This window comes from Burkholderia sp. MSMB0856 (assembly GCF_001524645.2).
Lineage (GTDB): Bacteria > Pseudomonadota > Gammaproteobacteria > Burkholderiales > Burkholderiaceae > Burkholderia > Burkholderia diffusa.
Genome location: NZ_CP013428.1, coordinates 1,539,076 through 1,563,463 on the forward strand (window position 1 = coordinate 1,539,076; position 24,388 = coordinate 1,563,463).

Below are 24,388 nucleotides of genomic sequence, written 5' to 3' on the forward strand. Positions count from 1 at the left end.
CTATACTGGCCTCCCGGTGCAAACGGCCCCGCCCTTCGAGGAACACTGCATGACTTCGTCGCACGCAGATACCGATCTTTCCACCGGCACCGACTACGACGCACTCGCGAACCGGTTTCGCCCCCTCTTCGAGCGCATCGCCGCCGGCACCGCCGAGCGCGAGCGCCGCCGCGAACTGCCGCACGAAGCGATCGGCTGGCTCAAGGCCGCCGGCTTCGGCGCGATACGGCTGCCGGTGCGCGACGGCGGCGCCGGCGCGTCGCTGCCGCAGCTGTTCCGGCTGCTGACCGAACTCGCCGCCGCCGATTCCAATCTGCCGCAGGCGTTGCGCGGACACTTCGCGTTCGTCGAAGACTGGCTGAACGCGCCGCCCGGGCCGCTGCGCACGACGTGGTTCGACCGCTTCGCGAGCGGTCAGCTCGTCGGCAACGCATGGTCGGAAGCGGGCGACGTCCCGCTCGGTCAGACGCTCACCAAGGTGTCGGAGCAGAACGGCCGGTTCGTGCTGAACGGCCGCAAGTTCTACAGCACCGGCAGTTTGTTCGCGGACTGGATCGACGTATTCGCGCAGCGCGCGCACGACGGCAGCGACGTGATCGTCGCGGTCGCCACCGCGCAGCCCGGCGTGATCCGCGACGACGACTGGGACGGCTTCGGCCAGACGACGACCGGCAGCGGCACGACACGCTTCGAGAATGCCGCAGTCGATGCCGACAACGTGATCGATTTTGCCCGCCGCTTCAAATACCAGACCGCGTTCTACCAGCTGTTCCATGTCGCCACGCTGGCCGGCATCGGCCATGCGATCGTGCGCGACGCGGGCGAACTCGTGCGCAACCGCTCGCGCGTATACAGCCATGGCAACGCAGCGCGCGCCGGCGACGACCCGCAACTTCAGCAGGTGATCGGCGAAATCGCGTCGTGGGCCTATGCGGCCGATGCGCTCGCGCTGCGCGCCGCGCAGCCGCTGCAGCAGGCGTACGTCGCACGCTTCGGCGGCGACGACGAGGCCGAGCATGCCGCGAACGTCGCGGCCGAAATCGAATCCGCGCAAAGCCAGCTCGTCGTGTCGGAACTCGTGCTGCGCGCGGCGACGCGCCTGTTCGACGCGCTCGGCGCGTCCGCGACGCGCAGCACGACCGCGCTCGATCGTCACTGGCGCAATGCACGCACGGTGTCGTCGCACAATCCGCTCGTCTACAAGGCGCGGATCGTCGGCGACTGGATCATCAACGGACGCACGCCGCCGTTCGTCTGGCGCGTCGGCAACGGTGCAAGTGCTGGCGCAGACGCGGAGCCGGGAGCCGCACGATGAGCAAGACCATTCGCTTCAACGCGTTCGAGATGAATTGCGTCGGCCATCAGTCACCCGGCCTGTGGGCGCATCCGCGCGATCGTTCGTGGCAGTACAAGGATCTCGACTACTGGACCGATCTCGCGCGCGTGCTCGAACGCGGGATCTTCGATGCGATCTTCATCGCGGACGTGATCGGCTATTACGACGTCTACCAAGGCAGCAACTATCACGCGCTGCATCAGGCCGCGCAGATTCCGGTCAACGATCCGCTGCAGCTCGCCGCGCCGATTGCGATGGCGACCGAGCATCTCGGCATCGGCATCACCGCGTCGACAACATTCGAGCATCCGTACACGTTCGCGCGCCGGCTGTCGACCGCCGACCATCACACGAAGGGCCGGCTCGCGTGGAATATCGTCACGTCGTATCTGGAGAGCGGCGCGAAGAACGTCGGCGACAACGGGCTGCGCACGCACGACGACCGCTATGCGGTCGCGGCCGAATACGTCGAGGTGCTGTACAAGCTGCTCGAAGGCAGCTGGGAAGACGGCGCGGTCGTGCGCGATCGCGACGGCCGCGTGTTCACGCATCCGGAAAAGGTGCACGAGATCGGCCACAAGGGGCGCTTCTTCGACGTGCCCGGCTATCACCTGTGCGAACCGTCGCCGCAGCGCACGCCGGTGCTGTTCCAGGCCGGCGCGTCGGGCCCCGGCAAGGCGTTCGCCGCTCGACACGCCGAATGCGTGTTCGTCGCCGCGCCGACGCAACCGCAACTCGCACGGTATGTCGCCGACGTGCGCGCGCAAGCCGCGGCCGCGGGCCGCGACCCGCACGACGTGCTGATCTACAACCTCGTCACCGTGATCGTCGACGAGACCGACGAGAAGGCACAGGCGAAATTCGACGAGTATCGCCGCTATGTGTCATACGACGGCTCGCTCGTGTTCATGTCCGGCTGGACCGGCATCGATTTCGGCCAGTACGCGCCGACCGATCCCGTGCGGCGCGTCGAGACGAATGCGATCGTGTCGGCCGTCGAGCATCTGGCCGGCGGCGATACCGCGTGGACGATCGAGGAGCTGGCGGCCTGGGGCGGCATCGGCGGGATGGGGCCGGTGTTCGTCGGTTCCGCGCGGACCGTCGCGGACATCCTGCAGGAATGGGTCGCCGCGACCGACGTCGACGGCTTCAATCTCGCGTATGTCGTTGCGCACGAAACCTTCGAGGACATCGTGCGCTACCTCGTGCCGGAGTTGCAGCGGCGCGGTGTCTACCCGACCGAATACGTGCCGGGCACGCTGCGCGAGAAGCTGTTCGGCGGTTCGGCGCGGCTGCCGGACGCGCATCCGGCCGCGCGGTTTCGCGACATCGAACAGGTCAAGCGCGATGCGCAACAGGTGGCCGACTACGCGTGACGGCATCGCGGCCGGACCGCATTCCCGACGGACGAACGCGTCACCGCCGCACCGGTCGCCCGGCGCACTGCCGCCGCTTGCGCCGCGCCTGTCAGGTCAAAGCCACGTCCCCCCTGCCGCTCGTGCGGCTCGTCGGCGAGCGCATCGAAATAGTCGCGCGCGTCGCGAAATCCGGCGTGCGCGGTAGCATGTCGCTTCGACCGGCGCACGGCGAGCGCATCGCGCGCCCGCCGCCGCCTCCCTCACCCAATCCGCAGAGAACCAAGCCATGTCTGTCTCGAAGAAGATCGCCACCGTCACGGGCGCCGGATCCGGCATCGGTCGCGCCGCGGCAATCGCACTCGCGAACGCCGGATATACCGTCGCACTGATCGGACGCAAGGAAGCCTCGCTGCGTGAGACGAAAGAAGCGATCGTCGCCGCCCACGGCGACGCGCATGTTTTTCCGGCCGATGTCACCGACGAAGCATCGGTCGAACACGCGTTCGCGCAAATCGCACAGCAGTTCGGGCGGCTGGACGTCCTCTTCAACAATGCCGGCCGCAATGCACCGGCCGTCCCGCTCGACGAACACGATTTCGGCGTATGGAACGACGTCGTCGCGACGAACCTGACGGGCGTCTTTCTCTGCGCGCGGGCCGCGTGGCGCGTGATGAAGGCGCAAACGCCGCAGGGTGGCCGGATCATCAACAACGGCTCGATCTCCGCCTATACGCCGCGCCCGAACACGATCGCATACACGGCCACCAAGCATGCGGTGGCCGGCATCACCAAGTCGCTCGCGCTCGACGGCCGTGCATACAACATCGCGTGCGGTCAGATCGACATCGGCAACGCGGCGACGTCGCTGACGGATCGCATGACGGAAGGCGTGCCGCAGGCCGATGGACGCATGGCGCCCGAGGCGCGGATGGACGTCACGCATGTCGCGAATGCGGTCGTTCAGATGGCGAACCTTCCGCTGGATACGAACATCCTGAACATGACGATCATGGCGACCACGATGCCGTTCGTGGGGCGCGGGTAACGCCGGACGCCGCGCCGCTTCCGCCGGGCCCGGCCGCGCTGCCGGCCAAGCCACCCGACCGCCCGGCGTCAATCGTCCTTGACAAGTTGCGCATCGCAACTAATATGAGTTGCGACACGCAACTTTCCCGGATCCGGCATGGACCTCATCGATATTCCGCCGAAGACTCGCGAAGCGACGATCCTCGAGCTTCGCGATTTTTCCCGCAAGCTGGTTCGCGAACTGGGCTTCATGCGCGCGACCCTGGCCGACAGCGATCTGGCGCCGTCCGCCGTTCACGCCGTTCTCGAAATAGGCATGGCGCCCGGAATCAGCGCGAAGGATCTGGGCAGCATTCTGCGCCTCGACAAATCGAACACGAGCAGGCAGCTTTCGCGGCTGGAAACGGCTGGCTTCGTCACGCGCCGCATCTCGCCCGACGACGCGCGTGCGACGGCGTTGTTCCTGACTGCCGACGGGCAAAAACTTCGCAGGAAGATCGACCAGTTCGCGACGCGTCAGGTGTCGAATGCGTTGCGCCGGATGGTCCCGGCGGACCAGCAAACCCTCGTCCGTTCGCTGGCGCTTTATAGCGACGCGCTCGCGCAGGACAATGCCGCCGACGCGCCCCCGCCGAAAGCGGACGCCACGCAGATTGTCGACGGCTATCAGCCCGGCTGTATTGGCGACATAGCGAGCCTTCATGCACGGTTCTATTCGGAACACTGGGGGTTCGGCGCGTTCTTCGAGAAAAAGGTTGCGACGGAACTCGCGGAATTTGTCGGCACCCTGCCAATAGAGGGCAAGGCCCTGTGGCTCCATGCCGAAAACGGCCGCGCGCTCGCGTCCGTCGCAATAGACGGGAACAAGGCCACCGGAATCGCACATTTGCGATGGTTCATCGTCGACGATGGATTGCGCGGCTCCGGCATCGGGCGGCAACTGATGACGCGCGCAATGCATTTCGTCGACGAGCAGCAATTCGACGAGACATACCTGTGGACGTTCAGGGGGCTCGATTCGGCGCGTCACCTGTACGAATCGTTCGGCTTTACGCTGACCAGCGAATCGGAGGGCGCGCAATGGGGAACCAACGTCGTCGAGCAGCGCTTCAGCCGGCGCCGGTCAGGCACATGAGCCGCCGCGCGCTTCAACGGTCGTGATAGATCGCGAGCCAGACGCTCGGCTCGTCGGGGTGCGTCCACGCGACGCGATGCCGGCAATGCGGTTCGATCAGCACGTAGTCGCCGGGACGCATGTCGTGCAGCGTCGCGTCCGCTTCGAACTCGAGCACCGCCGCGCCCGACAGCAGCACCACCCATTCGGCACGCGAATCGTCATACCAGAACCCGTCGGGGCTCGTATGCCCCATCGACACGATCCGCTCGACGTTCAGGCGCGCGCCGGTGACGAGCACATCGACCCGCTCGTCGTCGCCGCGCGTTCCTTCGACGCTGAACAGGTTGCCGGTTTGAAGTTGCATGGTTCGACCTCGGGTCGGCCTTCGGCGGAAGGCGAATGACGCCCACTGTAGCGCGAAGGCCGGCATCGCGGCGAACTTGTTTTACGGGCGCCGGCAACGCCTGGTGTACGTCATGAAGTCTTGCGGCCGCATGTCGTGACGCGCGTCATGCCGGCGGATGAAAGGCGACGACCTTGTTCCGGCCAGTCGCTTTCGCGTAATACAACGCCTCGTCGGCGGCCTTGATCACGGCGTCGGCCTCGGCATCGTGCTCGGGCGTCCAGCTCGCCAGGCCGATACTGGCCGTGACGTGCCCGTGTTCGCTGCCGGCGTGTTCGAGCGGCAGCCCGTCGATCGCCGCGCGAATCCGCTCGGCAATCTGGGCGGCGCCCGGCTCGGATGTATCGGGGAGCAGCACGACGAATTCCTCTCCGCCATAGCGGGCCGCGGTATCGGCCGGCCGTCGGATGTTGTCGCCGATGCAGCGTGCGACCGCGGCCAGCGCGTCGTCGCCTGCCTGATGGCCGTAGGTATCGTTATAGGCCTTGAAGCGATCGACATCGACGAACAGCAACGAGAAAACCGATCGTGCCCGCCGCGCGCGACGCCATTCGCGATCCAGCACTTCCGCGAAGCTGCGGCGATTGTTCAGGCCGGTGAGACCGTCGGTGCGGGCCAGCAGCACGAGTTCCGACTCGGCGCGCATCCGGTGCCGCAACTGCGTGCCGAGCATGAAGGACACCGCGATGAACGCGGCGCCGAAGGTCGCCACCAGCGCGCCGATCGTCACGGCCCGGTGCCGCCATGCCGCATAGATATCCTGCTCCGCTTCCGCGACCATGATGATCAGCGGCAGCTTCGGCAAGTGCCTGAAGTAGTAGAGACGACGCACGCCGTCGAGCACCGAGGTTTCGGAGAACACGCCCTCACGCGCGGCCTGGAACCGCTTGAACGTCGCGGCCTGGCTGATGTTGCGACCGATGGTGTGGACGTCGTACGGCTGACGCATCACCATCACGCCGTCGTTGCCGATCAACGAGATCGATCCATGTTGTCCGAGCGACAGGCCGGCAAACAGTTGATGGAAATACTCGAGGTTGACCGCGATGAGCACGACGCCGGCAAACGAGCCGTCGGGGTTCGAGATCCGCCGCGTGAGCCCGATGCTGGGCGAACCACCCCGCAGGCGGGACGTGAACGGGTCGCTGACATAGAGCCCCGCATCCGGATTGTCGCGGTGGACGGTGAAGTACTTGCGATCGGCGAAATTGCCGTGGCGCGGAACGTCGTTGGCCGAATCGAGGACGATGTTGCCGCCGGCGTCGAGCACCAGCATCGAGCCGAGAAACTGTGCCGTCATCGCGTTATCGAACAGCACCGCGCGCCGCAGGCCCGCAGGCGCCGCCATCACGTCGTGACGTTGAAGCCCGGCGATGACCGCCTGCAGCGACAGGTCGTAGAGTTCGAAATTGCGTTCGATGTCGCGCTCGGCGATCAGTCCCAGATTGCGGGAAGTTTCGCTCGCCCGCTCGAGCGCGTCGTTGCGGCTCTGGAACAATTGCAGCACGCACAGACCCATGAGCGCACAGGCGATCACGATACCGATCACGACGATCGTCTGGGGAGCCGCCGACCTGAATTGCATGTGTCTCCTCATGATCACGCTCGTGCGCGGCGCACGACGCGATTACTTCATACTAAATAACGCGCGGTGGCATATCAAGCGGGGGATCCACCGGTCACGGCGCGCCAGAGGCATGCGATGGCGGGCGTTGCCCAACCGGCCCTCACACGTCCGGGTCCGGAATCCTCGCCGACTGGATCACGACCAGCGTATCGCCCGCCTCGATCCGGCACGGCGGATCCTCGTAGAACGAATGAATCTTCCCGCAGCGATCGAGCCCGACGACGATCGCGCCCGGCACGACGTTCGTCATGCAGCCGATCTCGTGCGGCAATGCCTCGCGCTCCAGCAGCGTCGCCCGCCCGCGCGTCGACAGCATGTCGTTCACGAACGGCACGATGTAGCGGCTATGCACCGCGTCCGCGAGCAGCAGCGCGCCGATCTTCGTCGACGACACGATGACGTCCGCGCCCGCCTGGCGCAGTTGCCGCTGATACAGGTTCTCCTGGATCCGCACGACGATCTTCGTCTCCGGCGCGATGCTGCGCACCGACAGCGTCAGCAGGATCGCGGTCGGGTCGTCGGTCACCGAGATGATCACGGCCTTCGCCGCGCGCACCTGCGCCTGCTGCAGCAGATCCTCGTGCGCGGGATCGCCGAGCAGCCCGGTCACGCCGAGCGACGTGGCGGCCTCGAGCGCTTGTTGCTGCGCATCGATCACGATGATCGTCGACGGATCGACGCCGCTTTCGAGCAGCTCGCGCACGGCGATCGACCCCGACAAGCCGTAGCCGCATACGACGATGTGATCGGACAGTTGCTTCTGCAAGCGTTTCATGCGGAATTCCTCGATGACGCGCTGGATCACGAACTGATAGGCCGTGCCCAGAAAGATGAACCAGATGCCGATGCGGATCGGCACGATGAAGAACGCGTCGATCAGACGCGCGCGCGCGGTGACCGGCACGATGTCGCCGTAGCCGACCGTCGCGACCGTGACCATCGTGAAGTACACGAGGTCCGCGACGTTCATCGGCGTGCTCTTGGTCGAATCGCGCAGGCCGTCGCGGTCGAGATACAGCACGAGAAACGCGAGCATGCACAGCACCACGACCGCGCCGAGACGAAACAGCAGCGTACGCCGCGGCGACGTCGCCGGACGCGTGAACAGCGTGCGCGCACGCGGCGCCCGCCACGGATCGCGGGTACGACGCAGGCGCGAGCGCAGCGAGCGGCGCTTGTCGGAGGGCGTTGCCAACGGGAAATCTCCTGAAGATTGCGGGCTCGATTCTACGACGGGAACACGCGGGCGCGTCCGCTACAGCATGCTGCGCGGCCGGACCATCGTGCCGTCGGCGAAACGCCGTGCGCGGAACGCCGACAGGTCGAGCGACGGCTCGCCCGCATCGACCCATTCGGCCAGCAGCCGCCCGACGATCGGCCCCATCGCGAAGCCGTGCCCGCAGAAGCCGGTCGCGATCGCGAGCCCGGACGGCGTGCCGGGCGCGTCGATCACCGGAATCCCGTCGGGCAGCACGTCGATCAGGCCGGCCCAGGCCTCGACGATCTGCGCGTCCTTCAGCGCGGGAAAGATCGTCTTCAACTTCGCGAGCGCGCGCGGCGCATGCGCGCGATTCGGCTGCGGCTGCGGATCGCGCGGCTCGATCGGGCCGCCGCCACCGCCGATGCGCGCGCAGGCATCGCGCCACGCCGCCGCATTCAGATGCAGCCGGAACTTCTCGCGCTGCGACCAGAACTCCGGCCAGAACAGGCTCAAGCCGCGCAGATGGCCGAGCGTCAGGTCGACGTCGACCTGCATGTCGTCGGCAAGGTTGATCGTGCCGTTCCTGCGTTGCCGAATGCCGAGGCCGTGGCCCCAGATCGTCGATGCGGACACGTCGGGCAGCACGTTGGTGCGCATGCAGGTGCCGCGCACGGCCTGTTGCGGCAGCCGGATGCCGACGCCGTCGAGCAGCCGGAAGCTGGTCGCGCCGGCCGCGCAGATCACGCGCCGGGTGCGAATCGTGCCGCGCTCGGTCACGACGCCGACGACCGCGCCGCCGGCCGTCTCGATCGCCGTCACGCCGCAGCCTTCGAAGAAACGCGCGCCGGCTTCGGTCGCGCGCGCCGCGAACGCGGCAGCCACGCGGCGCGGCTCGGCCTGCCCGTCGGTCGCCGTATACAGCCCGCCGAGCGTGCGCGCTTGCGTCGCCAGGCCGGTCACGCGCGCGTCGATTTCCGCGCGTGTCAGCGTGCGCGTGTCGAGCCCGTGTTCGCGTGCGACGGCGAGCCATGCCTGGAACGATGCCCAGTCGTCTTCGTTGTCCGCCATATAGAGGCAACCGCCCTGGCGCCATTCGAGATCGAAGCCGAGCGCCTGCTCGAGCCCTTCCCAGATCCGCATACCGGCCATCATCAGCGGCACTTCGGCGGACTCGCGGCCCTGCTGCCGCACGAAGCCCCAGGCACGTGTCGATTGCTGGCCGGCGATGCGCGACTTGTCGAGCACGACGGCCTTCAGGCCGCGCAGGCCGAGGTAATAGGCGGCCGCGCAGCCCATGATGCCGGCGCCGGCGATCACGATGTCGGCTTCGGCCGGAAACGCCGTGTCGGCGTGCGTCAATGCGTCATGCAGCGGATAGGTTGTCGTCATTGTTCTCTGTTGGCGTCGATACGTCGGGCGCATCCATCGACGTCCGCGATGGCGTGCACCGGATCAGGCGATCGGGTCCCGGACAAGGCTGGCGAATGTGCTGGACGCTCGATGAACGGTCCGGCATCGGCCCTGCCGCCGGTCGTTTTTGCTCATCGGCCGTCCCCATTTTTTCGCCTTGACGGCGCTATGTTACCGCGCGATAAACTGTACATCCATACAGTATCGCTGCAGTAAAAATGATCCTCCCCCCATTCGATCCCCCGAAGCTGAACGACCTCACCGAATGGTGGACGAAGTGCACCTACGCAGACGTACAACGCCTGATACTCGAAGTGCAGCACCTTCGCCTGACGCTGTGGGAACTGAAAGCGCACGTCGCGGATGCGTCGCGCCGGATCCGCGTGCTCGATCCGGCCATGCTCGCGCATGGCTCCGCGCTGCGGCGGCTCGGCTATCTGCTCGACAAGGAGATCGAACGCGCGAATCCGATCGGCCGCACGCGCGACGTGTATGCGCCGTTTTCGGATGAGTGGCGCGCCCGCGAAGCGCTGCGCTGTGCATTGCGTGCACGGCCCGAGCCCGCGGAAGCCGGCACGCTCCCGCGCGCGATTCCGGAATTTCAGCGCGTCACCTGGGCGGAGCTTCGCGATCGCTGGCGTCACCTGAGCGACAAGCAATCGACCCGCCAGAACATCGAGCAGCGGATGGTGCTCGAGATCGCGCGCCAGCGATCCGTGGTCCTCGCGCGCGCGAGGAAACTCGTCGATGCCGCGATAGCCGAAGCGGCGGCGGAAGGCAAACAGCTGTTCGCGCTCGATCAACTCAAGCGGCTGCTGTCGGTCGAGCGGGAGGATGGCGAACCGTTCACGTACATGCCGGCGTAGGTCGACTGCATTCGGCTGCCATCGATCGATGGGCGCGCCGGCGCGTGCGTCGATTCATCGGTTCGCACTTCTCAACAGGTGGAACATGGGGGAGCGCCGTGTAATCGACGATCCTGCGGTGCTTCGCCGATGCCATCCACGCCGGGCATTCGGAACGTCCGTCGTGTTTTTCGCCGTGAATGAGCGTGCCCGCCCTGCACGGGCGAACGACGCGCTACGCGTAGCGGCTCAGCCACTCTTCGGAGAACTTCTTCGCATAGGCGACAGCATCCGCTTCGGTATCGAATTCGCCCAGCTTGCGGAATGCCGCCTCGCGGCTGAAACCCAGCTTCGTGACCTCGACCTGGGCGGCGTACTTGCCGTCCTCCGTCACGCGCGGTTCGCAGTTCATCTCGTACCCGCGCATCACAAATTTCTTCTGCATCGCTTCAACACTATTTTGAGACGGCGAAATCGTAGCATGGGCCTGCGCCGCATTCACGCCCGCTCCCGAAACGGGGCAGCATCGGTTTCATTAGAGTAAACCGTCAAACGATCCGCGTATAAGATGCGCTGCGTCGAGCCCGACGCACGACGTCCTGTAAAAATTTGTCGCGCCCAGGATGGCACGATGCCGCGATTCCGATCACGAACGTGCCCTGCTCTGGTGCATTTCGTTGGCAGCGCGATGCGATTCCGTACTGCCGGACGAGGAATCCTGTCCCGGCCCCTCGCGATCCGCGCCTGAAGGTTGCGAACGGGCCAGCAGCGCGCGGCACACGCCGCCGGATCGCGCGTAACGTCGTGACACACCTTTCACAGAAACGCACCTTTCGCGACATGGAATGGCAGTCGTTTTGCGGTAAAGTTATCTTTTCCGCGCGTGGCCGGTCGGCTCGCCCCCTGGACGTCGTCAAGACTGTCCGCCGAGACTGCCGCAAGGCGTCGTTCTGAACGTCACGATCCGTTCCCGTAGCATGACCACTGAAGCAATCACCACGGATTCCCTCGCGGTTGCCGAGCGCGTGCGCGAGCTGATGACTCGCAACGGCATCGGCAAGCGCCAGCAAACCACCGAGCTGTGCCGCATCCTCGACCTGAGCTTTTCGCAAGGTCACCGCAAACTGCGCGGCAGCAGCCCCTGGACACTCGCGCAGATCAAGAAAGTCGCCGAAGCGTACGGCGAGCCCGCCGCTCAACTGTTCGGCGCGCAGACGCTCGACCCCGGCATGGTCGGCGCCTATTCGCAGGAAGCCGTCCTGTACGCCGGTGTCGCCGAAATTCCGTGCACCGCCTGGATCGGCGCGCCGCTCGAAGCCGGCGCACGCCCCGAGTTCGTCGCGTACGAACAGAACGGCCGCTGGCGCGTGCTGCGCCACACGGGCGTGCTGTACCAGAACGCGTACGACGTGCACAAGATCGAGATCTATCCGCGCCGCGCGGAGAGCGACAAGCTCGTCGTCGCGGTGATCGATCCCGATCGCGTCAGCGCGACCGAGCTGTGCCGCTATCTCGAGCGGCAAGGTTTCGCGACGGCCGCGTTCGACGGCCTCGCGCCGTTCGTCGACGCGCTGCAGGGCCAGGCGTTCGATGCGGTCGTCACCGAATGGCTGTTCGACGACAGCACGGCCGCCACCGCGATCAAGGCGGTGCGCACGTCCGACAATCCGGGCGCGCCCATCTTCGTGCTGACGGGCGACCTGCTCACGGGCCGCGCGAGCGAAGCGGACATCAGCGAAGTGATCCGCGCATTCGATGTCGTCTGCTACGAAAAACCCGCACGCATGGCGATCCTCAGCGCCGATCTCGCGAAGCGGCTCGCACGCGGGTAATTCCCGCACGCACGCCCCCTCTTTCGCATGGCCGGCGCCCGCGCGGCGCGGCGGCCGTGAACAGGTTCCTCAGTACAATAGCCGGACCCTGTTCACGACCGGCCTCAGCCGCCCGACCTCATGGCCCGCCTCATTCCCGACGACTGGAAAAGCCTCGCCGCCACCGGTGCGGCCGAACGCGAGCGCGAGACGCTTGCCGCCCTTGAACACGCGCTGCCGGACAGCTACACCGTCTATCACGGCGTGCACTGGACGCGTGCCGACCAGGGCTTCTCGGTGTTCGGCGAAGCGGCGTTCGTCGTCGTGAGCCCGTCCGGCCGCGTGCTGCTGATCGAGCAGAAGGCCGGCTTCCTGCGCGAAACGCCGAAGGGGCTCGTGAAGGTCTACCTGCAGAAGGAGCGCAACGTCCCGATCCAGCTTGCGCGCACGCAGGAGACGCTGCACAGGCGCCTGACCGCCGCGCTCGGCGCGGGCGTCTATGGCGTCGAGGCGCTGCTGTACTGCCCCGACTACTCGATCCGCGAGACGGCGATCGCCGGCGTCGCGGCCGACCGCATCGTCGACGCATCGCGCAAGGCGCAGCTCGCGCAGGCGATCCTGCAGATCCTGCCCGAGCACGACGAACCGTTGCCGAACGCCGCGAAGCTGCATCATTTCTTCGCGGACGAGCTGGCGCTCACACCCGACACGAGCGCGCTCGTCGGGCAGGCCGGCACGCTCGTCACGCGGCTGTCGGGCGGGCTCGCCGCGTGGGCGCGCCAGCTCGAGTTCACGCCGTTCCGCTTGCGTGTGACGGGCACCGCGGGTTCGGGCAAGACGCAGCTCGCCGTGCAGGTGATGCGCGACGCGGTCGCGGCCGGCAAGCGCGTGCTTTACGTATGCTTCAACCGGCCGCTCGCCGACTACATCGCGCGCATCGCGCCGCCCGGCGCGAAGATCGCGAACTACCATCAGCTGTGCGACTGGGTGGCCCGCGACGGCGGCTATACGCCCGACTTCGACGCGCCCGGCGCGTTCGAGCGGCTCGAGGCGCGCTTCGCGGAAGTGCCGGTGCCGGAACGCTGGCGCTTCGATGTGCTGATCGTCGACGAGGGGCAGGATTTCCACGCGCCGTGGGCGGCGGCGCTGGAGCGCCTGCTGGCGCCGAACGGCGCATGGTGGTGGCTGGAAGATCCGCTGCAGAACCTTTATCTGCGCGAACCCGTCGCGCTGCCCGGCTGGGTCACGCTGAAGGCGCTGACGAACTACCGCAGCCCGCGCGACCTGCTCGAGTTCGTGCGCGACGTGGTCGGCCGCGTCGAGCCACTCGCGGCCGAACTGCGCTCGGGCAGCCCGTTCGACGGTTCCGATCCGTCGGTGTCGTCATACGGGGAAGACGGCGCGGCGGGCGACGCGCTCGCCGACGCGTGCATCGACGCGACCAAGCGCGCGATCACGCACGCGCTGTCGCTCGGCTTCCGCAAGCAGGACATCGCGGTGCTGTCGTATCGCGGCCGCGAAAGCTCGGTGCTCGCGCGGCTCGATCAGCTCGGCCCGCATCGGGTCAAGCGCTTCACGGGCAAGTACGACCTGTTCGGCAACCCTGAATATCGCGAAGGCGACGTGCTGCTCGATTCGATCTATCGCTTCAAGGGGCAGTCCGCGCCGTGCGTGATCCTCACCGAGATCGACTTCGACACGCTCGATGCGCGCGCGGCCCGCAAGCTGTTCGTCGGCGCGACGCGCGCGACGATGAAGCTGCTGCTCGTCGCGTCGGCGCGCTCGGCCGCGCAGCTCACAAGCAGCTGACGCGGCGGTCAGCGGGCGGCGGGTGCACTTGGAACCGACGCCCCGCCCGCCAGCGCGTCACGCGACGCGGAACGCCCCCACCGCCCGGCGCAAGCCGTCGGCCTGCTCCTCGAGCGAAGCGGCGGCGGCCGCTGCCTGCTCGACCAGCGCCGCGTTCTGCTGCGACACCTGATCCATCTGCGACACCGCGCGATTCACCTGCTCGATCCCGTCGCGCTGCTCGTTCGACGCGGCCGCGATCTCGGTCATGATGCCCGTCACGCGGCCGATCGCCTGCTGGATGTCCTGCATCGTCGCGCCGGCCACGCCGACCAGCCGCGACCCCGTCGCGACACGCTCGACCGACTCGCCGATCAGCGTGCGGATCTCCTTCGCGGCCGACGCCGAGCGCTGCGCGAGCGTGCGCACCTCGCCCGCGACCACGGCGAAGCCGCGGCCCTGCTCGCCCGCACGCGCGGCTTCGACCGCCGCATTCAGCGCAAGGATGTTGGTCTGGAACGCGATGCCCTCGATCGTGCCGATGATGTCGGCCACCTTCTGCGAACTCTGGTCGATCTCGTTCATCGTGCCGATCACTTCGCCGACGACCGTCGCGCCGCGCGTCGCGATCTCGCTCGCGCTGTCCGCGCACGCCTGCGCCTCGACCGCGTGATCGGCGTTCTGCTTCACGGTCGCCGTCAGCTGTTCCATGCTCGCGGCCGTCTCCTGCAGCGCGGACGCCTGCTCCTCGGTGCGCTGCGACAGGTCGGTGTTGCCGGCCGCGATCTGGTGCGTCGCGGTCGAGATCGCTTCGGAGCCCTGGGTGACCTGACGCACCGTATCGGCGAGGCTGCGCTGCATGCCCGTCACGCCCTTGACCAGCTCGGCCATCTCGTCGCGCGACGACCAGCGCACTTCCGACGTCAGGTCGCCGTCCGACAGGCGGCGGAAATGCGACAGCAGGCGGTTCACCGGTTGCGTGATCGCGAAATGCAGGCCGATCGCGCAGCCGAGGCACGCGGCGAGACCGAACGCAATGCCGGCGATCGCGCCCGCGCGCATCCACCCGTAATAGGTCTGCGCGGTGTCGTAGACGTCCTTGCCGCGCGCGGCCTGGTACGCGTCGAGCGCATCGGTCGCCTGCGTGAGCGCGACCGACAGCGGCGGCGCGACCGTCATCAGCAGCCGGTCGGCATCGTCGCGATGGCCCGCGCGGATCGCGTCGATCATCGGCTTCAACGCCTGTCCGATCAGCGCCTGGCGCGCGGTGTCGAGCCGCGTCGCGAGCGGGCCTTCGTCGCCGTCGTGCGGCATCGTCGCGTAGGTGCGCCACGCGGCGTCGGCCTTCGCGAGATAGTTCTCGGCCTTGCTGACGAGATCGGGCACTTCGGGCGCCTCGGGATGCAGCAGCGCGCGGTCGAGCGTGGTGCGCACGATCGTGAGGTTCAGGTTCGCAGCGGACAGCGCGGTCTTCGCGGCCAGCTCGCGTGTATAGGCTTCATCGAGCGCGCGGTTCGAGCGCTGCATGCCGGTCAGGCCGATCAGGCCCGATACGACGAGCAGCGCGGCAACGAGGCCGAGCGTGGAAAAAATCCGCGTACGGATCGAGAAGCGGGAAAACAGGGCGTTCAGGTTCATGACGGGACGTGAGCGGTAAAGAGTGCCGCGGCAATCGGTCCGCGGCACTCTGGATTACGGTTTGCCTGCAAAAAACTTGAGCCCTGTCCTTTCTCGGGCTGATCGCGATCAATTTTCCGGTCGGCAATCTTCTGTTACCGATGCAACAAATCAAGGCTCGGCAGAAATTGACCAGGCAATGACTTACCTCTATATTCCGGTCAATTCCCTGCCACGGCAGATATCTCGATGAGAACCGATACCCTCCTTGCCCCACCGGCCGCCGAAGCGGCCCGCCGCGACGCACCGACCGGGCTGATCGTCGCTGCGCTGCTGCTCGTCATGCTGCTGTCTGCGCTCGACCAGACGATCGTATCGACCGCGCTGCCGACCATCGTCGGCGAGCTCGGCGGCCTCGACCAGTTGTCGTGGGTCGTCACCGCCTACCTGCTGTCGTCGACGGTCGTGCTGCCGCTGTACGGCAAGCTCGGCGACCTGTATGGCCGCAAGATCGTGCTGCAGGCCGCGATCGTGCTGTTTCTCGCCGGTTCCGCGCTGTGCGGCATGGCGCAGGACATGACGCAACTGATCGTGCTGCGCGCGCTCCAAGGGCTCGGCGGCGGCGGGCTGATGGTCGTCACGATGGCCGCGATCGGCGACCTCGTGCCGCCCGACCGCCGGGCGCGCTATCAGGGGATGTTCGGCGGCGTGTACGGCCTCGCGACGATCATCGGGCCGCTGCTCGGCGGCTTCCTGGTCGAACATCTGTCGTGGCGCTGGATCTTCACGATCAACCTGCCGCTCGGTTTCGTCGCGCTCGCGGTGATCGGCATCGCGTTCCGGCCGCACACCGCGCACGTGAAGCACCGGATCGACTACATGGGCGCGGCGTTCCTCGCGACGGCCCTCACCTGCGTGATCCTGTTCACGAGCGAAGGCGGCTCGCTGCTGCCGTGGTCGTCGCCGCAGCTGTGGATGACGCTGGTGCTCGGCATCGTCGCGGTCGGCGGCTTCATCTACGAGGAACGGCTCGCGGCCGAGCCGATCATGCCGCTCGAACTGTTCCGCCAGCGCACCTTCGTGCTGATGAGCCTGATCGGCTTCGTCGTCGGCATCGCGCTGTTCGGTTCGGTCACGTTCATTCCGCTCTATCTGCAGGTCGTGAAAGGCTCGACGCCGTCGCAGGCCGGAATGCAGCTGCTGCCGATGATGGGCGGGATGCTCGCGATGTCGGTCGCGAGCGGCCGGCTGATCTCGCGGCTCGGCACGTATCGGCCGTTCCCGATCGCGGGGACGCTGATCGGCGGCATCGCGATGGCGCTGTTGTCGACGCTGTCGCTCGACACGCCGCTGCACACGATGTACGCGTACATGGCGCTGCTCGGGATCGGGCTCGGCATGGTGATGCCGGTGCTCACGCTCGCGGTGCAGAACACCGTCGAATTCCGGCACATGGGAGTCGCGACGTCGGGCGCGACGCTGTTCCGCTCGATCGGCGGCTCGCTCGGCGTCGCCGCCTTCGGCGCGCTGTTCTCGCACGGGCTGCAGTCGCGGATCACGCAGGCACTGCCGGCCGGCACGGAGCTGCCGCCCGCCCTCGGTCCGGCGGCCGTGCACCAGTTGCCGGATGCGGTGCGCGACGCGTACCTGCATGCGTTCGCCGGGTCGCTGCACGTGGTATATCTCTCGGCCGCGGGCGTCATCGCGATCGCCTTCGTGCTCGCGTGGTTCGTCGAGAGCGCGCCGCTGCGCAAGCATCACTGATCGGCGGGCACGCAGCGGCACCGTGGCTCCGCCGCCTGCCCGCCGAGACGACCGTTCACGGACGCGCGGTCCGCCGTCACGGCACCAGCACCACCCCGCCCGTCGTCTGTCGCGACTCCAGCAAGCGATGCGCGTCGGCCGCCTGCTCGAGCGGCAGTCGCGCGCCGATCTCCACGTGCATCCCGCCCGCGAACCGCTCGAGCGTCGCGTGCGCCGCCTCGCGATACCCCGCCACGTCACGCGCGATGAAGCCCAGCACGCTCGGCCGCGCCAGCGCGATCGAGCGGGCCGGGCCGAGTTCGTCGAGGTCGATCGTCTGCCGGGTGCCGATCGCGGCAACCTGCCCGATGCTCGCGACCATCCCGAACGGCCGAACCGCGCCGAGCGTACGCGTCAGTACGTCGCCGCCGATCCCGTCGATCGCATAGTCGACGCCCGCGCCGCCGCCGAACGCACGGGCCGCCGCGACGAAATCCGCCTCGCGATAGTCGACCACCACTTCCGCCCCACGCGCGCGCACCAGTGCCGCCTTCGCGGCCGAGCCGACCGTGCCGATCACCCGCGCGCCGAGCGCGCGCGCCCACTGCGTCGCCAGCAACCCGACGCCGCCGGCCGCCGCGTGCACGAGGACGGTGTCGCCGGCCGCCACCTGGCGCACGCGGTGCAGCAGCATGTAGACCGTGATGCCCTTCAGCAGCCCGGCCGCGACCGCGTCGTCGCTCACGCCGTCGGGCACCGGCACCACGCGCTCGGCAGGCAGCGTGCGCACGCTCGCGTAGCTGCCGGTCGGCAGCCCCGCATACGCGACGCGCTGGCCCGGCACCAGCCCCGTCACGCCGGGCCCGACCGCATCGACCACGCCGGCTGCCTCGACACCGAGCGCGTCCGGCAGGGCCGGCAACGGATGCGCGCCGGTCCTGAAATAGATGTCGACGAAATTCACGCCGACGGCGGTCTGGCGAATCCGCACCTCGCCCGCGCCGGGCGGCACCACAGGCGCATCGAAGCGGCGCAGCACGCCGGCGTCGCCGTAGCGGTCGATCCCGATCCGGGTGGCGGTGGCAGTTTGGGTCATGACGTTCCTCGCAATCGAATGATGTGACACGATCATCGCATCGTGCATAATCGATCGGAATTCCCGTTTCACGCCCATTTACCGTGCAAAATTCGACCGATCCGACGCCGGCGCCCGCGCCGCCGATGAGCTGGGACGACCTCCGCTATTTCCTGGCGGTGATGCGCGGCGGCAGCCTGTCGGCCGCCGCGCGGGCGCTGCAGGTGCAGCACTCGACGGTCGCCCGGCGCATCGATGCGCTGGAGTCCGCGCTCGGCATCCGGCTGTTCGACCGGCTGCCGCGCGGCTGGCCGCCGACCGACGAAGGCCTGCACCTCGCCGAGCATGCCGCGCGCGTCGAAGCCGACGTGCATGCATTCGCGCGCGCCGCGCAGGGGGCGGCGGCGCTCGACGGTGTCGTGCGCGTGTCGGCGTCGCCGGTGTTCGCGAGCCACTTTCTCGCGCCGCGGCTCGCCCGCGCGCAGCGCGCATGGCCCGCGCTGCGGATCGATCTGATGGGCGAGATGCACGCGGCCAATCTGTACGCGCGAGAAGCCGACCTCGCGGTGCGCCTGTCGCGGCCGAGCGAGCCGGGGCTGGCCGCGCGCCGCCCGACACCTGGGCATTCCTCGGCTACGACGACGCCCTCGCGCAAATGCCGCAGCAGCAATGGCTCGAACGCTTCGCGGCCGGGCGCCGCTTCGCGTTCATCGCCAACGACCTCGCCGCGCTGCATCGTGCGTGCGTGGCCGGCGCGGGCGTCGCGTTGCTGCCGCGCTTTCTCGTCGACACGTCGGCGACGGAGGCGGACGCGGACGCGGGCACGCCGGCTTTGGCCGATCCGTCGCTGTCGACCGCCGCCGCGCTCGTCGAGTTGACGTCCGCGCCCCGTTGCGATGTCGAGCGCGAGATCTGGCTCGTCGTGCACCCGGACGTGCGGCGCTCGCCGCGCGTGCAACGCGTCGCGGATGCCATCGCCGACGCGGTTCGCGACGCGGACGGCCATTTGTAGGCTCGGCTTCTCCTGACCGCGCAACGCGACCCATGCCTTTACGGCGCCGCCTCGCGGCGGGCATAGTAACGGTTTCATCCGCCCGCTCCGCCATCATGCCCGCCGCCCCCGCCTGCGTCGTCCGCGACGCGACCGACGCCGATCTTGCCGCCATTCACGCGATCTACGCACATCATGTGCGCCACAGCGTCGCGTCGTTCGAGGAGACGCCGCCCGACGTCGACGAACTGCGCGCGCGCCGCGACGCGGTGCTGCGTCACGGGCTGCCCTATCTCGTCGCGGAATGCGACGGCCGCATCGCCGGCTACGCGTATGCGACGCCGTATCGCACGCGCAGCGCGTACCGCCATACGATCGAGGATTCGATCTACATCGACGACGCGCAGCGCGGCCGCGGCATCGGCCGCGCGCTGCTCGCGGCGCTGATCGCGCGGTGCGAGACCGGCCCGTGGCGGCAGATGATCGCGGTGATCGCCGACGGCGGCAGCGGCGGCTCGACGTCGCTGCACAGCGCATTCGGTTTCGAGCCCGCGGGCGTGCTGAAAGCGGTCGGGTTCAAGCACGGCCGCTGGATCGATACCGCGCTGATGCAGCGCGCGCTCGGCGACGGCGCACGCACCCTTCCCGCCTCGCCCGAGCCTGTCGCGTCGCGCTAGAATGGCCGCATGCCAAAACAGACTCAAACCATGCCAGACGAGGCCGCACCGGATTCCCGCAACGAGTACACGGTCGACGAACTCGCGCGCGTGTCCGACACGACCGTGCGCAACGTCCGCGCATACCAGGATCGCGGACTGCTCGCACCGCCCGAGAAGCGCGGGCGCGTCGGCATCTACGACGACACGCACGTCGCCCGCCTGAAGCTGATCAACCACCTGCTCGCGCGCGGCTACACGCTGTCGAACATCCAGGACCTGATCATGGCGATCGACGAAGGTCACGACCTGCGTTCGATCCTCGGCCTGGAAAACGCGATCGGCGGCCGCTGGTCGCACGAACTGCCGAAGACCTATTCGCTCGCGCAACTCGCGCAGATGTTCGGCCCGCAGACGGCGTCGCAACTGTCGCGCGTGACCGAACTCGGGCTGCTCGAACGGCGCGGCCTGTCGTTCGTCGCGAAAAGCCCCGCGCTGCTCGAAGCCGCCGCGGCGATGACGAAGGAAGGCATCCCGCCGCGCGAGCTGCTCGACGTGATCAGCCTCGCGCGGCCGCATTTCGACGCGATCGCGCGGCTGCTCGTCGATCTCGTCGTGAAGCGCCTCGACCGCTACGACGCCGGCACGCTGCCGCCGGTCACCGACGTGCCCGCGCTCGTCGACGCGATCTGGCGCCTGCGCCCGCTCGCAGCCGTGTTCGTCGAAGGCGAGACGAACCGCGCGCTCGAGACCGCGGCAAGCGCCTATCTCGGCGGCCGCGTCGCGACGATCCTCGACAAGAAGCTCAGCGACGAAGCCGCGCGCCAGGCCGGCACGCCGGATCCGCAAGACGGCGGCGACAAAGCATAGGACCGCTGGCGTCATATTCATATCGGCAATGCTTGGTTTGCGGGCTCGACCGCCCATGCGACGATTCTTCCAACCGAGCGGCACGCGCCGCTCCCCGAAGACGTTTCGCATGGAGTCCGTTCGATGATTCGTTTCACCCGCTGGATCACCCGCGCCGCCGCGACGGCGCTCGTCGCCGCCGCAGCCACGTCGGCGTTCGCGCAGGGCGGCGCCGACAAGGTCGTGCGCATCGGTTATCAGAAGGCCGGCCTGCTGTCGGTCATCAAGGCGCAGGGGACGCTCGAAGCGCGCCTCAAGCCGCTCGGCTACAACGTCCAGTGGTTCGAATTCCCGGCCGGCCCGCAACTGCTCGAGGCGCTGAACGCGAACAGCATCGACTTCGGCTATACGGGCGCGCCGCCGCCGGTGTTCGCGCAAGCGGCCGGCGTGCGCTTCGTGTACGTCGGCGCGGAACCGCCGTCACCGCACAACGAAGCCGTGTTCGTGAAAGCCGATTCGCCGGTCCGCTCGCTCGCCGACTTGCGCGGCAAGAAGGTCGCGCTGCAGAAAGGCTCGAGCGCGAACTACCTGCTGCTCGAAGCGCTGAAAAAGGCCGGCGTGCGCTACGACGAAATCCGCCCCGTGTACCTGCCGCCCGCCGACGCGCGCGCCGCGTTCGAGAGCGGCAACGTCGACGCGTGGGCCGTGTGGGACCCGTACTACGCAGCCGCGCAGAATTCGCTGAAGATCCGCACGCTGTCCGACTACACGGGCCTCACGCCCGCGAACAACTTCTACGAGGCGACGCGTGATTTCGCGGAGCAACATGCCGACGTGGTCGGCGCGATCCTGAAGCAGGCGCGTGAGACGGGGCTGTGGGTCAACGGGCACCCGGCCGAAACCGCCGCGCTGATCGCGCCGAAGGTCGGGCTGCCGCTGCCGCTCGTGGAAACGTGGCTCAAGCGTGTGCCGTTCGGTGCGGTGCCGGTCGACGAGAAGATCGTCGCGGTGCAGCAGGGGGTGGCCGATGCGTTCTACGCCGCGAAGCTGATTCCGCAGAAGCTGAGCGTCGCGGATAACGCGTGGACGGACAAGCGCGTGACAACTGCGCTGGCGGCGAAGTAACGCGCGGCGCGCTGCTCATTTGGAACAGGCCGACGGGTGCCATCTACTCCAGGAAACGCACATCGGAAGGGATGCACTCGGCCACAACCAGGGTCGGAGTGCTTCTCTCCGCGTCGGCTATGCGTCGGGCCAGACTTCCTTGCCTTCAAACGGACTGCCAAGTAACACAGTTACAAGATAACCATTGACTCCGGAATCGCCGGAAGTTAGTGTGTACGCCGAAGTCCAAGAAGTCCGATTGCTGTTCATCAATTTCTCGCTCCCCCAGCGGTATTCGTTGTCCTCTCCCTCCTTGACGCTTCAAGCGCTCTTCAACAGAGCTGATCTTCGTATTGTTTTCTCAAGGAATTATCATGGATACCGGTATCGTCAAGTGGTTCAACGACAGCAAAGGCTTTGGCTTCATCACGCCGGACAAGGGCGGTGACGACCTTTTCGCTCACTTCTCCGAAATCCGAGCCGACGGCTTCAAGACGCTCGCTGAAAATCAAAAAGTAAGCTTCGAAACGAAGCAAGGCCCGAAGGGTCTGCAAGCGGCCAACATCACGCCGCTGTAAGTTTGAAGGGCCCGGCCTCCCGCGACGGATGCCGGGTCGCAGCGACACCCTCAAGGAGCATCGTCTCCTAAAGTTGGCGCGAACGCTCTTGGCTGCATCTGCTTGTTCAGCATGCTTGCCACGCGCCACATGCCTCGTTGCACTTCACTCTCCCCTCCGGCAGCAACGCCTTTTTTTGCGCTTTCCGATTGCTTTAGATTCAGCTCGCAATGGCTTTGAATCGGTGCACATTTCGCACGGCACGCGCGCACTCGAACATCATTAAAATTAAAATGCAAAACAAACGAATTCAACAGTACAACGGCTATGCCGTCCAACCTTCGGCGCATCGCTTGCCCGACGGTAGCTTTTCATCCAACCTGCTGCTCGAACGCACGGATAGTTCGTACGGCGAAGGCCGCTACCAATTCTATTCACTCGATTACTTCCCGAGCGAAAAACAGGCGCTGCAACACTCGGCACGCTGGGCACGCAACTGGGTCGACACACGGGGTTAATGGCAACGCCATGTAAATCGGGAAGCACCCTCCACGGGACATGCGCGACAAGCATTCCACCCAGCGCCATTGATCCGCCGCAGTTGCGCGCAACCCATGAAAGAAGGCCGGCTGCCCACCGGCCTACGCAGCTTCAACGCCCCGCCACCTTCTTCTGCCGCCACAGACACAGCAAATCACACGCGACATGCGCAGCGGCGATCGCGGTGATGTCCGCGTGATCGTAAGCAGGCGCAACCTCGACGACATCCGCGCCGACCAGATTCACCGCACCGAGCGCGCGCACGATCGCGAGCGCCTGCGCGGACGACAACCCGCCCGCGACCGGCGTCCCCGTGCCGGGCGCGAACGCCGGATCGAGACAGTCGATATCGAACGTCAGGTACGCGGGCCGCGCGCCGACGATGTCGACGATCCGCTCCACCGCCGCGCGCGGGCCATGCTCGTGCACCCATGCGGCATCGAGCCGCTCGATCCCGAGGAAATCGTCGTTCCACGTGCGGATGCCGACCTGCACCGACGTCGCCGGATCGATCAGCCCTTCCTTCACCGCCTTGTAGAACATCGTGCCGTGATTGAGGCTGTCCGGCTCGTCGTCGGCCCACGTATCGCAGTGCGCATCGAAGTGGATCAACGACAACGGCTTGCCGTAGCGCTCCGCGTGCGCGACCAGTAGCGGATACGTGATGTAGTGATCGCCGCCGAGCGTCAGCATCTTCGCGCCCGAGCGCAGGATCGTGCGCGCATGCTCAACGATCGCCGGCTTGATCGACAGCGGGTTGTGCGCATCGAACCAGCAATCGCCGTAATCGACGGCCGCGAGATCGTCGAACGGATTGAAGCCCCACGGATACGGATGGAGCTCCGCGAGCTGCACGCTCGCCGCGCGGATCGCGGCCGGCCCGAGCCGCGCGCCCGAGCGATAGGTCGTGGCGAGGTCGAGCGGCACGCCGGAAATCGCGACGTCGACGCCATCGAGCACGCGCGAATAGTTGCGGCGCATGAACGACAGTACGCCCGCATAGGTGTTTTCGATCGAGGAGCCGTATGGCGTCGTGCGACGGATCGCGCCGTCGCCGTGGAGCAGTTCGGTCATGTCGAACCTGTTGATCATGAAGACCGGGCCCAGCCACTGCATCGGGTGCGCTGGCGGGACCCGGCACGGATTCATTGAAAACGCGGCGGCATGCGCTCGTCGGGCGCGGCCGTCGCGCCGGCCTGCGAACCCTGTAGCGCGGCCGGGCGGGACAACGTCGATACGCGGCGATGATAGCAAGCCGAAATCTCGGCGTTGCCCCGGTTCGACCGGGGCAAACGCATCGGAACAACCGGCGCGGCGGCAGGTGCGCCGCCGCC

At 67.3% G+C, this 24,388-nt stretch carries 21 protein-coding genes and 1 pseudogene; 14 read left to right on the top strand and 8 right to left on the bottom strand.

All coding sequences use genetic code 11. The annotated features are described in order from the left end of the window. Nucleotides 1–49 precede the first annotated feature (49 nt). From WS87_RS24415 to WS87_RS24435, 4 genes are all read left to right on the top strand, one after another. Complete coding sequence (locus WS87_RS24415; protein WP_059819296.1) at nucleotides 50–1,315, top strand: acyl-CoA dehydrogenase family protein; 1,266 nt, start codon at nucleotides 50–52, stop codon at nucleotides 1,313–1,315. Then, a complete protein-coding gene (locus WS87_RS24420) occupies nucleotides 1,312–2,712 on the top strand; it encodes an LLM class flavin-dependent oxidoreductase (protein ID WP_059819297.1) in 1,401 nt (466 codons plus the stop codon). Before WS87_RS24415 ends, WS87_RS24420 begins: the two co-directional genes overlap by 4 nt. Nucleotides 2,713–2,980: 268 nt before the next feature. Continuing rightward, nucleotides 2,981–3,739: an SDR family oxidoreductase gene (locus WS87_RS24430; RefSeq protein ID WP_059819298.1), complete on the top strand. Its 759-nt coding sequence runs from the start codon at nucleotides 2,981–2,983 to the stop codon at nucleotides 3,737–3,739. A 138-nt stretch (nucleotides 3,740–3,877) separates the two neighbouring features. Beyond that, complete coding sequence (locus WS87_RS24435; protein ID WP_059819299.1) at nucleotides 3,878–4,855, top strand: bifunctional helix-turn-helix transcriptional regulator/GNAT family N-acetyltransferase; 978 nt, start codon at nucleotides 3,878–3,880, stop codon at nucleotides 4,853–4,855. A 13-nt stretch (nucleotides 4,856–4,868) separates the two neighbouring features. On the opposite strand, the gene WS87_RS24440 is transcribed toward WS87_RS24435, so the two are convergent. The 4 genes from WS87_RS24440 to WS87_RS24455 all read right to left on the bottom strand — a co-directional run bounded on the left by WS87_RS24440 (nucleotide 4,869) and on the right by WS87_RS24455 (nucleotide 9,457). Further along, nucleotides 4,869–5,201: a cupin domain-containing protein gene (locus tag WS87_RS24440; protein ID WP_059819300.1), complete on the bottom strand. Its 333-nt coding sequence runs from the start codon at nucleotides 5,199–5,201 to the stop codon at nucleotides 4,869–4,871. A 145-nt stretch (nucleotides 5,202–5,346) separates the two neighbouring features. After that, nucleotides 5,347–6,825 (bottom strand): sensor domain-containing diguanylate cyclase, encoded by a 1,479-nt coding sequence (locus WS87_RS24445; protein ID WP_059819301.1) that lies wholly within the window; start codon nucleotides 6,823–6,825, stop codon nucleotides 5,347–5,349. Nucleotides 6,826–6,967: 142 nt separating this feature from the next. Beyond that, nucleotides 6,968–8,062 carry a potassium channel family protein gene (locus WS87_RS24450; RefSeq protein ID WP_059819302.1) on the bottom strand — a complete coding sequence of 365 codons (1,095 nt, stop codon included), beginning with the start codon at nucleotides 8,060–8,062 and terminating at the stop codon, nucleotides 6,968–6,970. 60 nt (nucleotides 8,063–8,122) lie between these two features. After that, nucleotides 8,123–9,457 (bottom strand): NAD(P)/FAD-dependent oxidoreductase, encoded by a 1,335-nt coding sequence (locus WS87_RS24455; protein WP_059819303.1) that lies wholly within the window; start codon nucleotides 9,455–9,457, stop codon nucleotides 8,123–8,125. A gap of 239 nt (nucleotides 9,458–9,696) precedes the next feature. On the opposite strand from WS87_RS24455, the gene WS87_RS24465 reads away from it, so the two are divergent. Further along, nucleotides 9,697–10,344, top strand: a complete 648-nt coding sequence (locus tag WS87_RS24465) for a hypothetical protein (protein ID WP_059533981.1) — start codon at nucleotides 9,697–9,699, stop codon at nucleotides 10,342–10,344. Nucleotides 10,345–10,558: 214 nt separating this feature from the next. Here WS87_RS24465 and WS87_RS24470 read toward each other — a convergent pair whose 3' ends face one another. Further along, entirely contained in the window at nucleotides 10,559–10,768 is a 210-nt protein-coding gene (locus tag WS87_RS24470; RefSeq protein ID WP_059464641.1) for a hypothetical protein, read from the bottom strand. A gap of 532 nt (nucleotides 10,769–11,300) precedes the next feature. On the opposite strand from WS87_RS24470, the gene WS87_RS24475 reads away from it, so the two are divergent. Beyond that, complete coding sequence (locus WS87_RS24475; protein WP_059464640.1) at nucleotides 11,301–12,155, top strand: helix-turn-helix domain-containing protein; 855 nt, start codon at nucleotides 11,301–11,303, stop codon at nucleotides 12,153–12,155. Nucleotides 12,156–12,275: 120 nt separating this feature from the next. Continuing rightward, on the top strand, nucleotides 12,276–13,943 hold the full coding sequence (locus WS87_RS24480; RefSeq protein ID WP_059819304.1) for an ATP-binding domain-containing protein: 1,668 nt from the start codon (nucleotides 12,276–12,278) through the stop codon (nucleotides 13,941–13,943). Between the two features lie 57 nt (nucleotides 13,944–14,000). Here WS87_RS24480 and WS87_RS24485 read toward each other — a convergent pair whose 3' ends face one another. After that, the gene (locus WS87_RS24485; RefSeq protein WP_059819305.1) at nucleotides 14,001–15,560 is read right to left on the bottom strand and encodes a methyl-accepting chemotaxis protein; all 1,560 of its coding nucleotides are present in this window, start codon (nucleotides 15,558–15,560) and stop codon (nucleotides 14,001–14,003) included. 228 nt (nucleotides 15,561–15,788) lie between these two features. On the opposite strand from WS87_RS24485, the gene WS87_RS24490 reads away from it, so the two are divergent. After that, nucleotides 15,789–17,303 carry an MDR family MFS transporter gene (locus tag WS87_RS24490; RefSeq protein WP_059819306.1) on the top strand — a complete coding sequence of 505 codons (1,515 nt, stop codon included), beginning with the start codon at nucleotides 15,789–15,791 and terminating at the stop codon, nucleotides 17,301–17,303. 76 nt (nucleotides 17,304–17,379) lie between these two features. Here WS87_RS24490 and WS87_RS24495 read toward each other — a convergent pair whose 3' ends face one another. Then, the gene (locus tag WS87_RS24495; RefSeq protein WP_059819680.1) at nucleotides 17,380–18,378 is read right to left on the bottom strand and encodes a quinone oxidoreductase family protein; all 999 of its coding nucleotides are present in this window, start codon (nucleotides 18,376–18,378) and stop codon (nucleotides 17,380–17,382) included. 125 nt (nucleotides 18,379–18,503) lie between these two features. On the opposite strand from WS87_RS24495, the pseudogene WS87_RS24500 reads away from it, so the two are divergent. From WS87_RS24500 to WS87_RS24525, 6 genes and pseudogenes are all read left to right on the top strand, one after another. Further along, nucleotides 18,504–19,369 (top strand): annotated as a pseudogene (locus WS87_RS24500) (LysR family transcriptional regulator). 95 nt (nucleotides 19,370–19,464) lie between these two features. Then, on the top strand, nucleotides 19,465–20,025 hold the full coding sequence (locus WS87_RS24505; protein ID WP_059819307.1) for a GNAT family N-acetyltransferase: 561 nt from the start codon (nucleotides 19,465–19,467) through the stop codon (nucleotides 20,023–20,025). Nucleotides 20,026–20,034: 9 nt separating this feature from the next. Continuing rightward, on the top strand, nucleotides 20,035–20,874 hold the full coding sequence (locus WS87_RS24510) for a MerR family transcriptional regulator (RefSeq protein ID WP_059819308.1): 840 nt from the start codon (nucleotides 20,035–20,037) through the stop codon (nucleotides 20,872–20,874). A 123-nt stretch (nucleotides 20,875–20,997) separates the two neighbouring features. Beyond that, nucleotides 20,998–21,978, top strand: coding sequence for a sulfonate ABC transporter substrate-binding protein (locus WS87_RS24515; RefSeq protein WP_059819309.1), 981 nt, complete (start codon nucleotides 20,998–21,000; stop codon nucleotides 21,976–21,978). 353 nt (nucleotides 21,979–22,331) lie between these two features. Beyond that, a complete protein-coding gene (locus tag WS87_RS24520) occupies nucleotides 22,332–22,535 on the top strand; it encodes a cold-shock protein (RefSeq protein ID WP_059691886.1) in 204 nt (67 codons plus the stop codon). 272 nt (nucleotides 22,536–22,807) lie between these two features. Further along, nucleotides 22,808–23,032, top strand: a complete 225-nt coding sequence (locus WS87_RS24525; protein ID WP_059819310.1) for a hypothetical protein — start codon at nucleotides 22,808–22,810, stop codon at nucleotides 23,030–23,032. Nucleotides 23,033–23,165: 133 nt separating this feature from the next. Here the strand turns inward: WS87_RS24525 and speB are convergent, their stop codons facing one another. Beyond that, nucleotides 23,166–24,128 carry an agmatinase gene (gene speB / locus WS87_RS24530; protein WP_059691893.1) on the bottom strand — a complete coding sequence of 321 codons (963 nt, stop codon included), beginning with the start codon at nucleotides 24,126–24,128 and terminating at the stop codon, nucleotides 23,166–23,168. Between the last annotated feature and the right edge of the window lie 260 nt (nucleotides 24,129–24,388).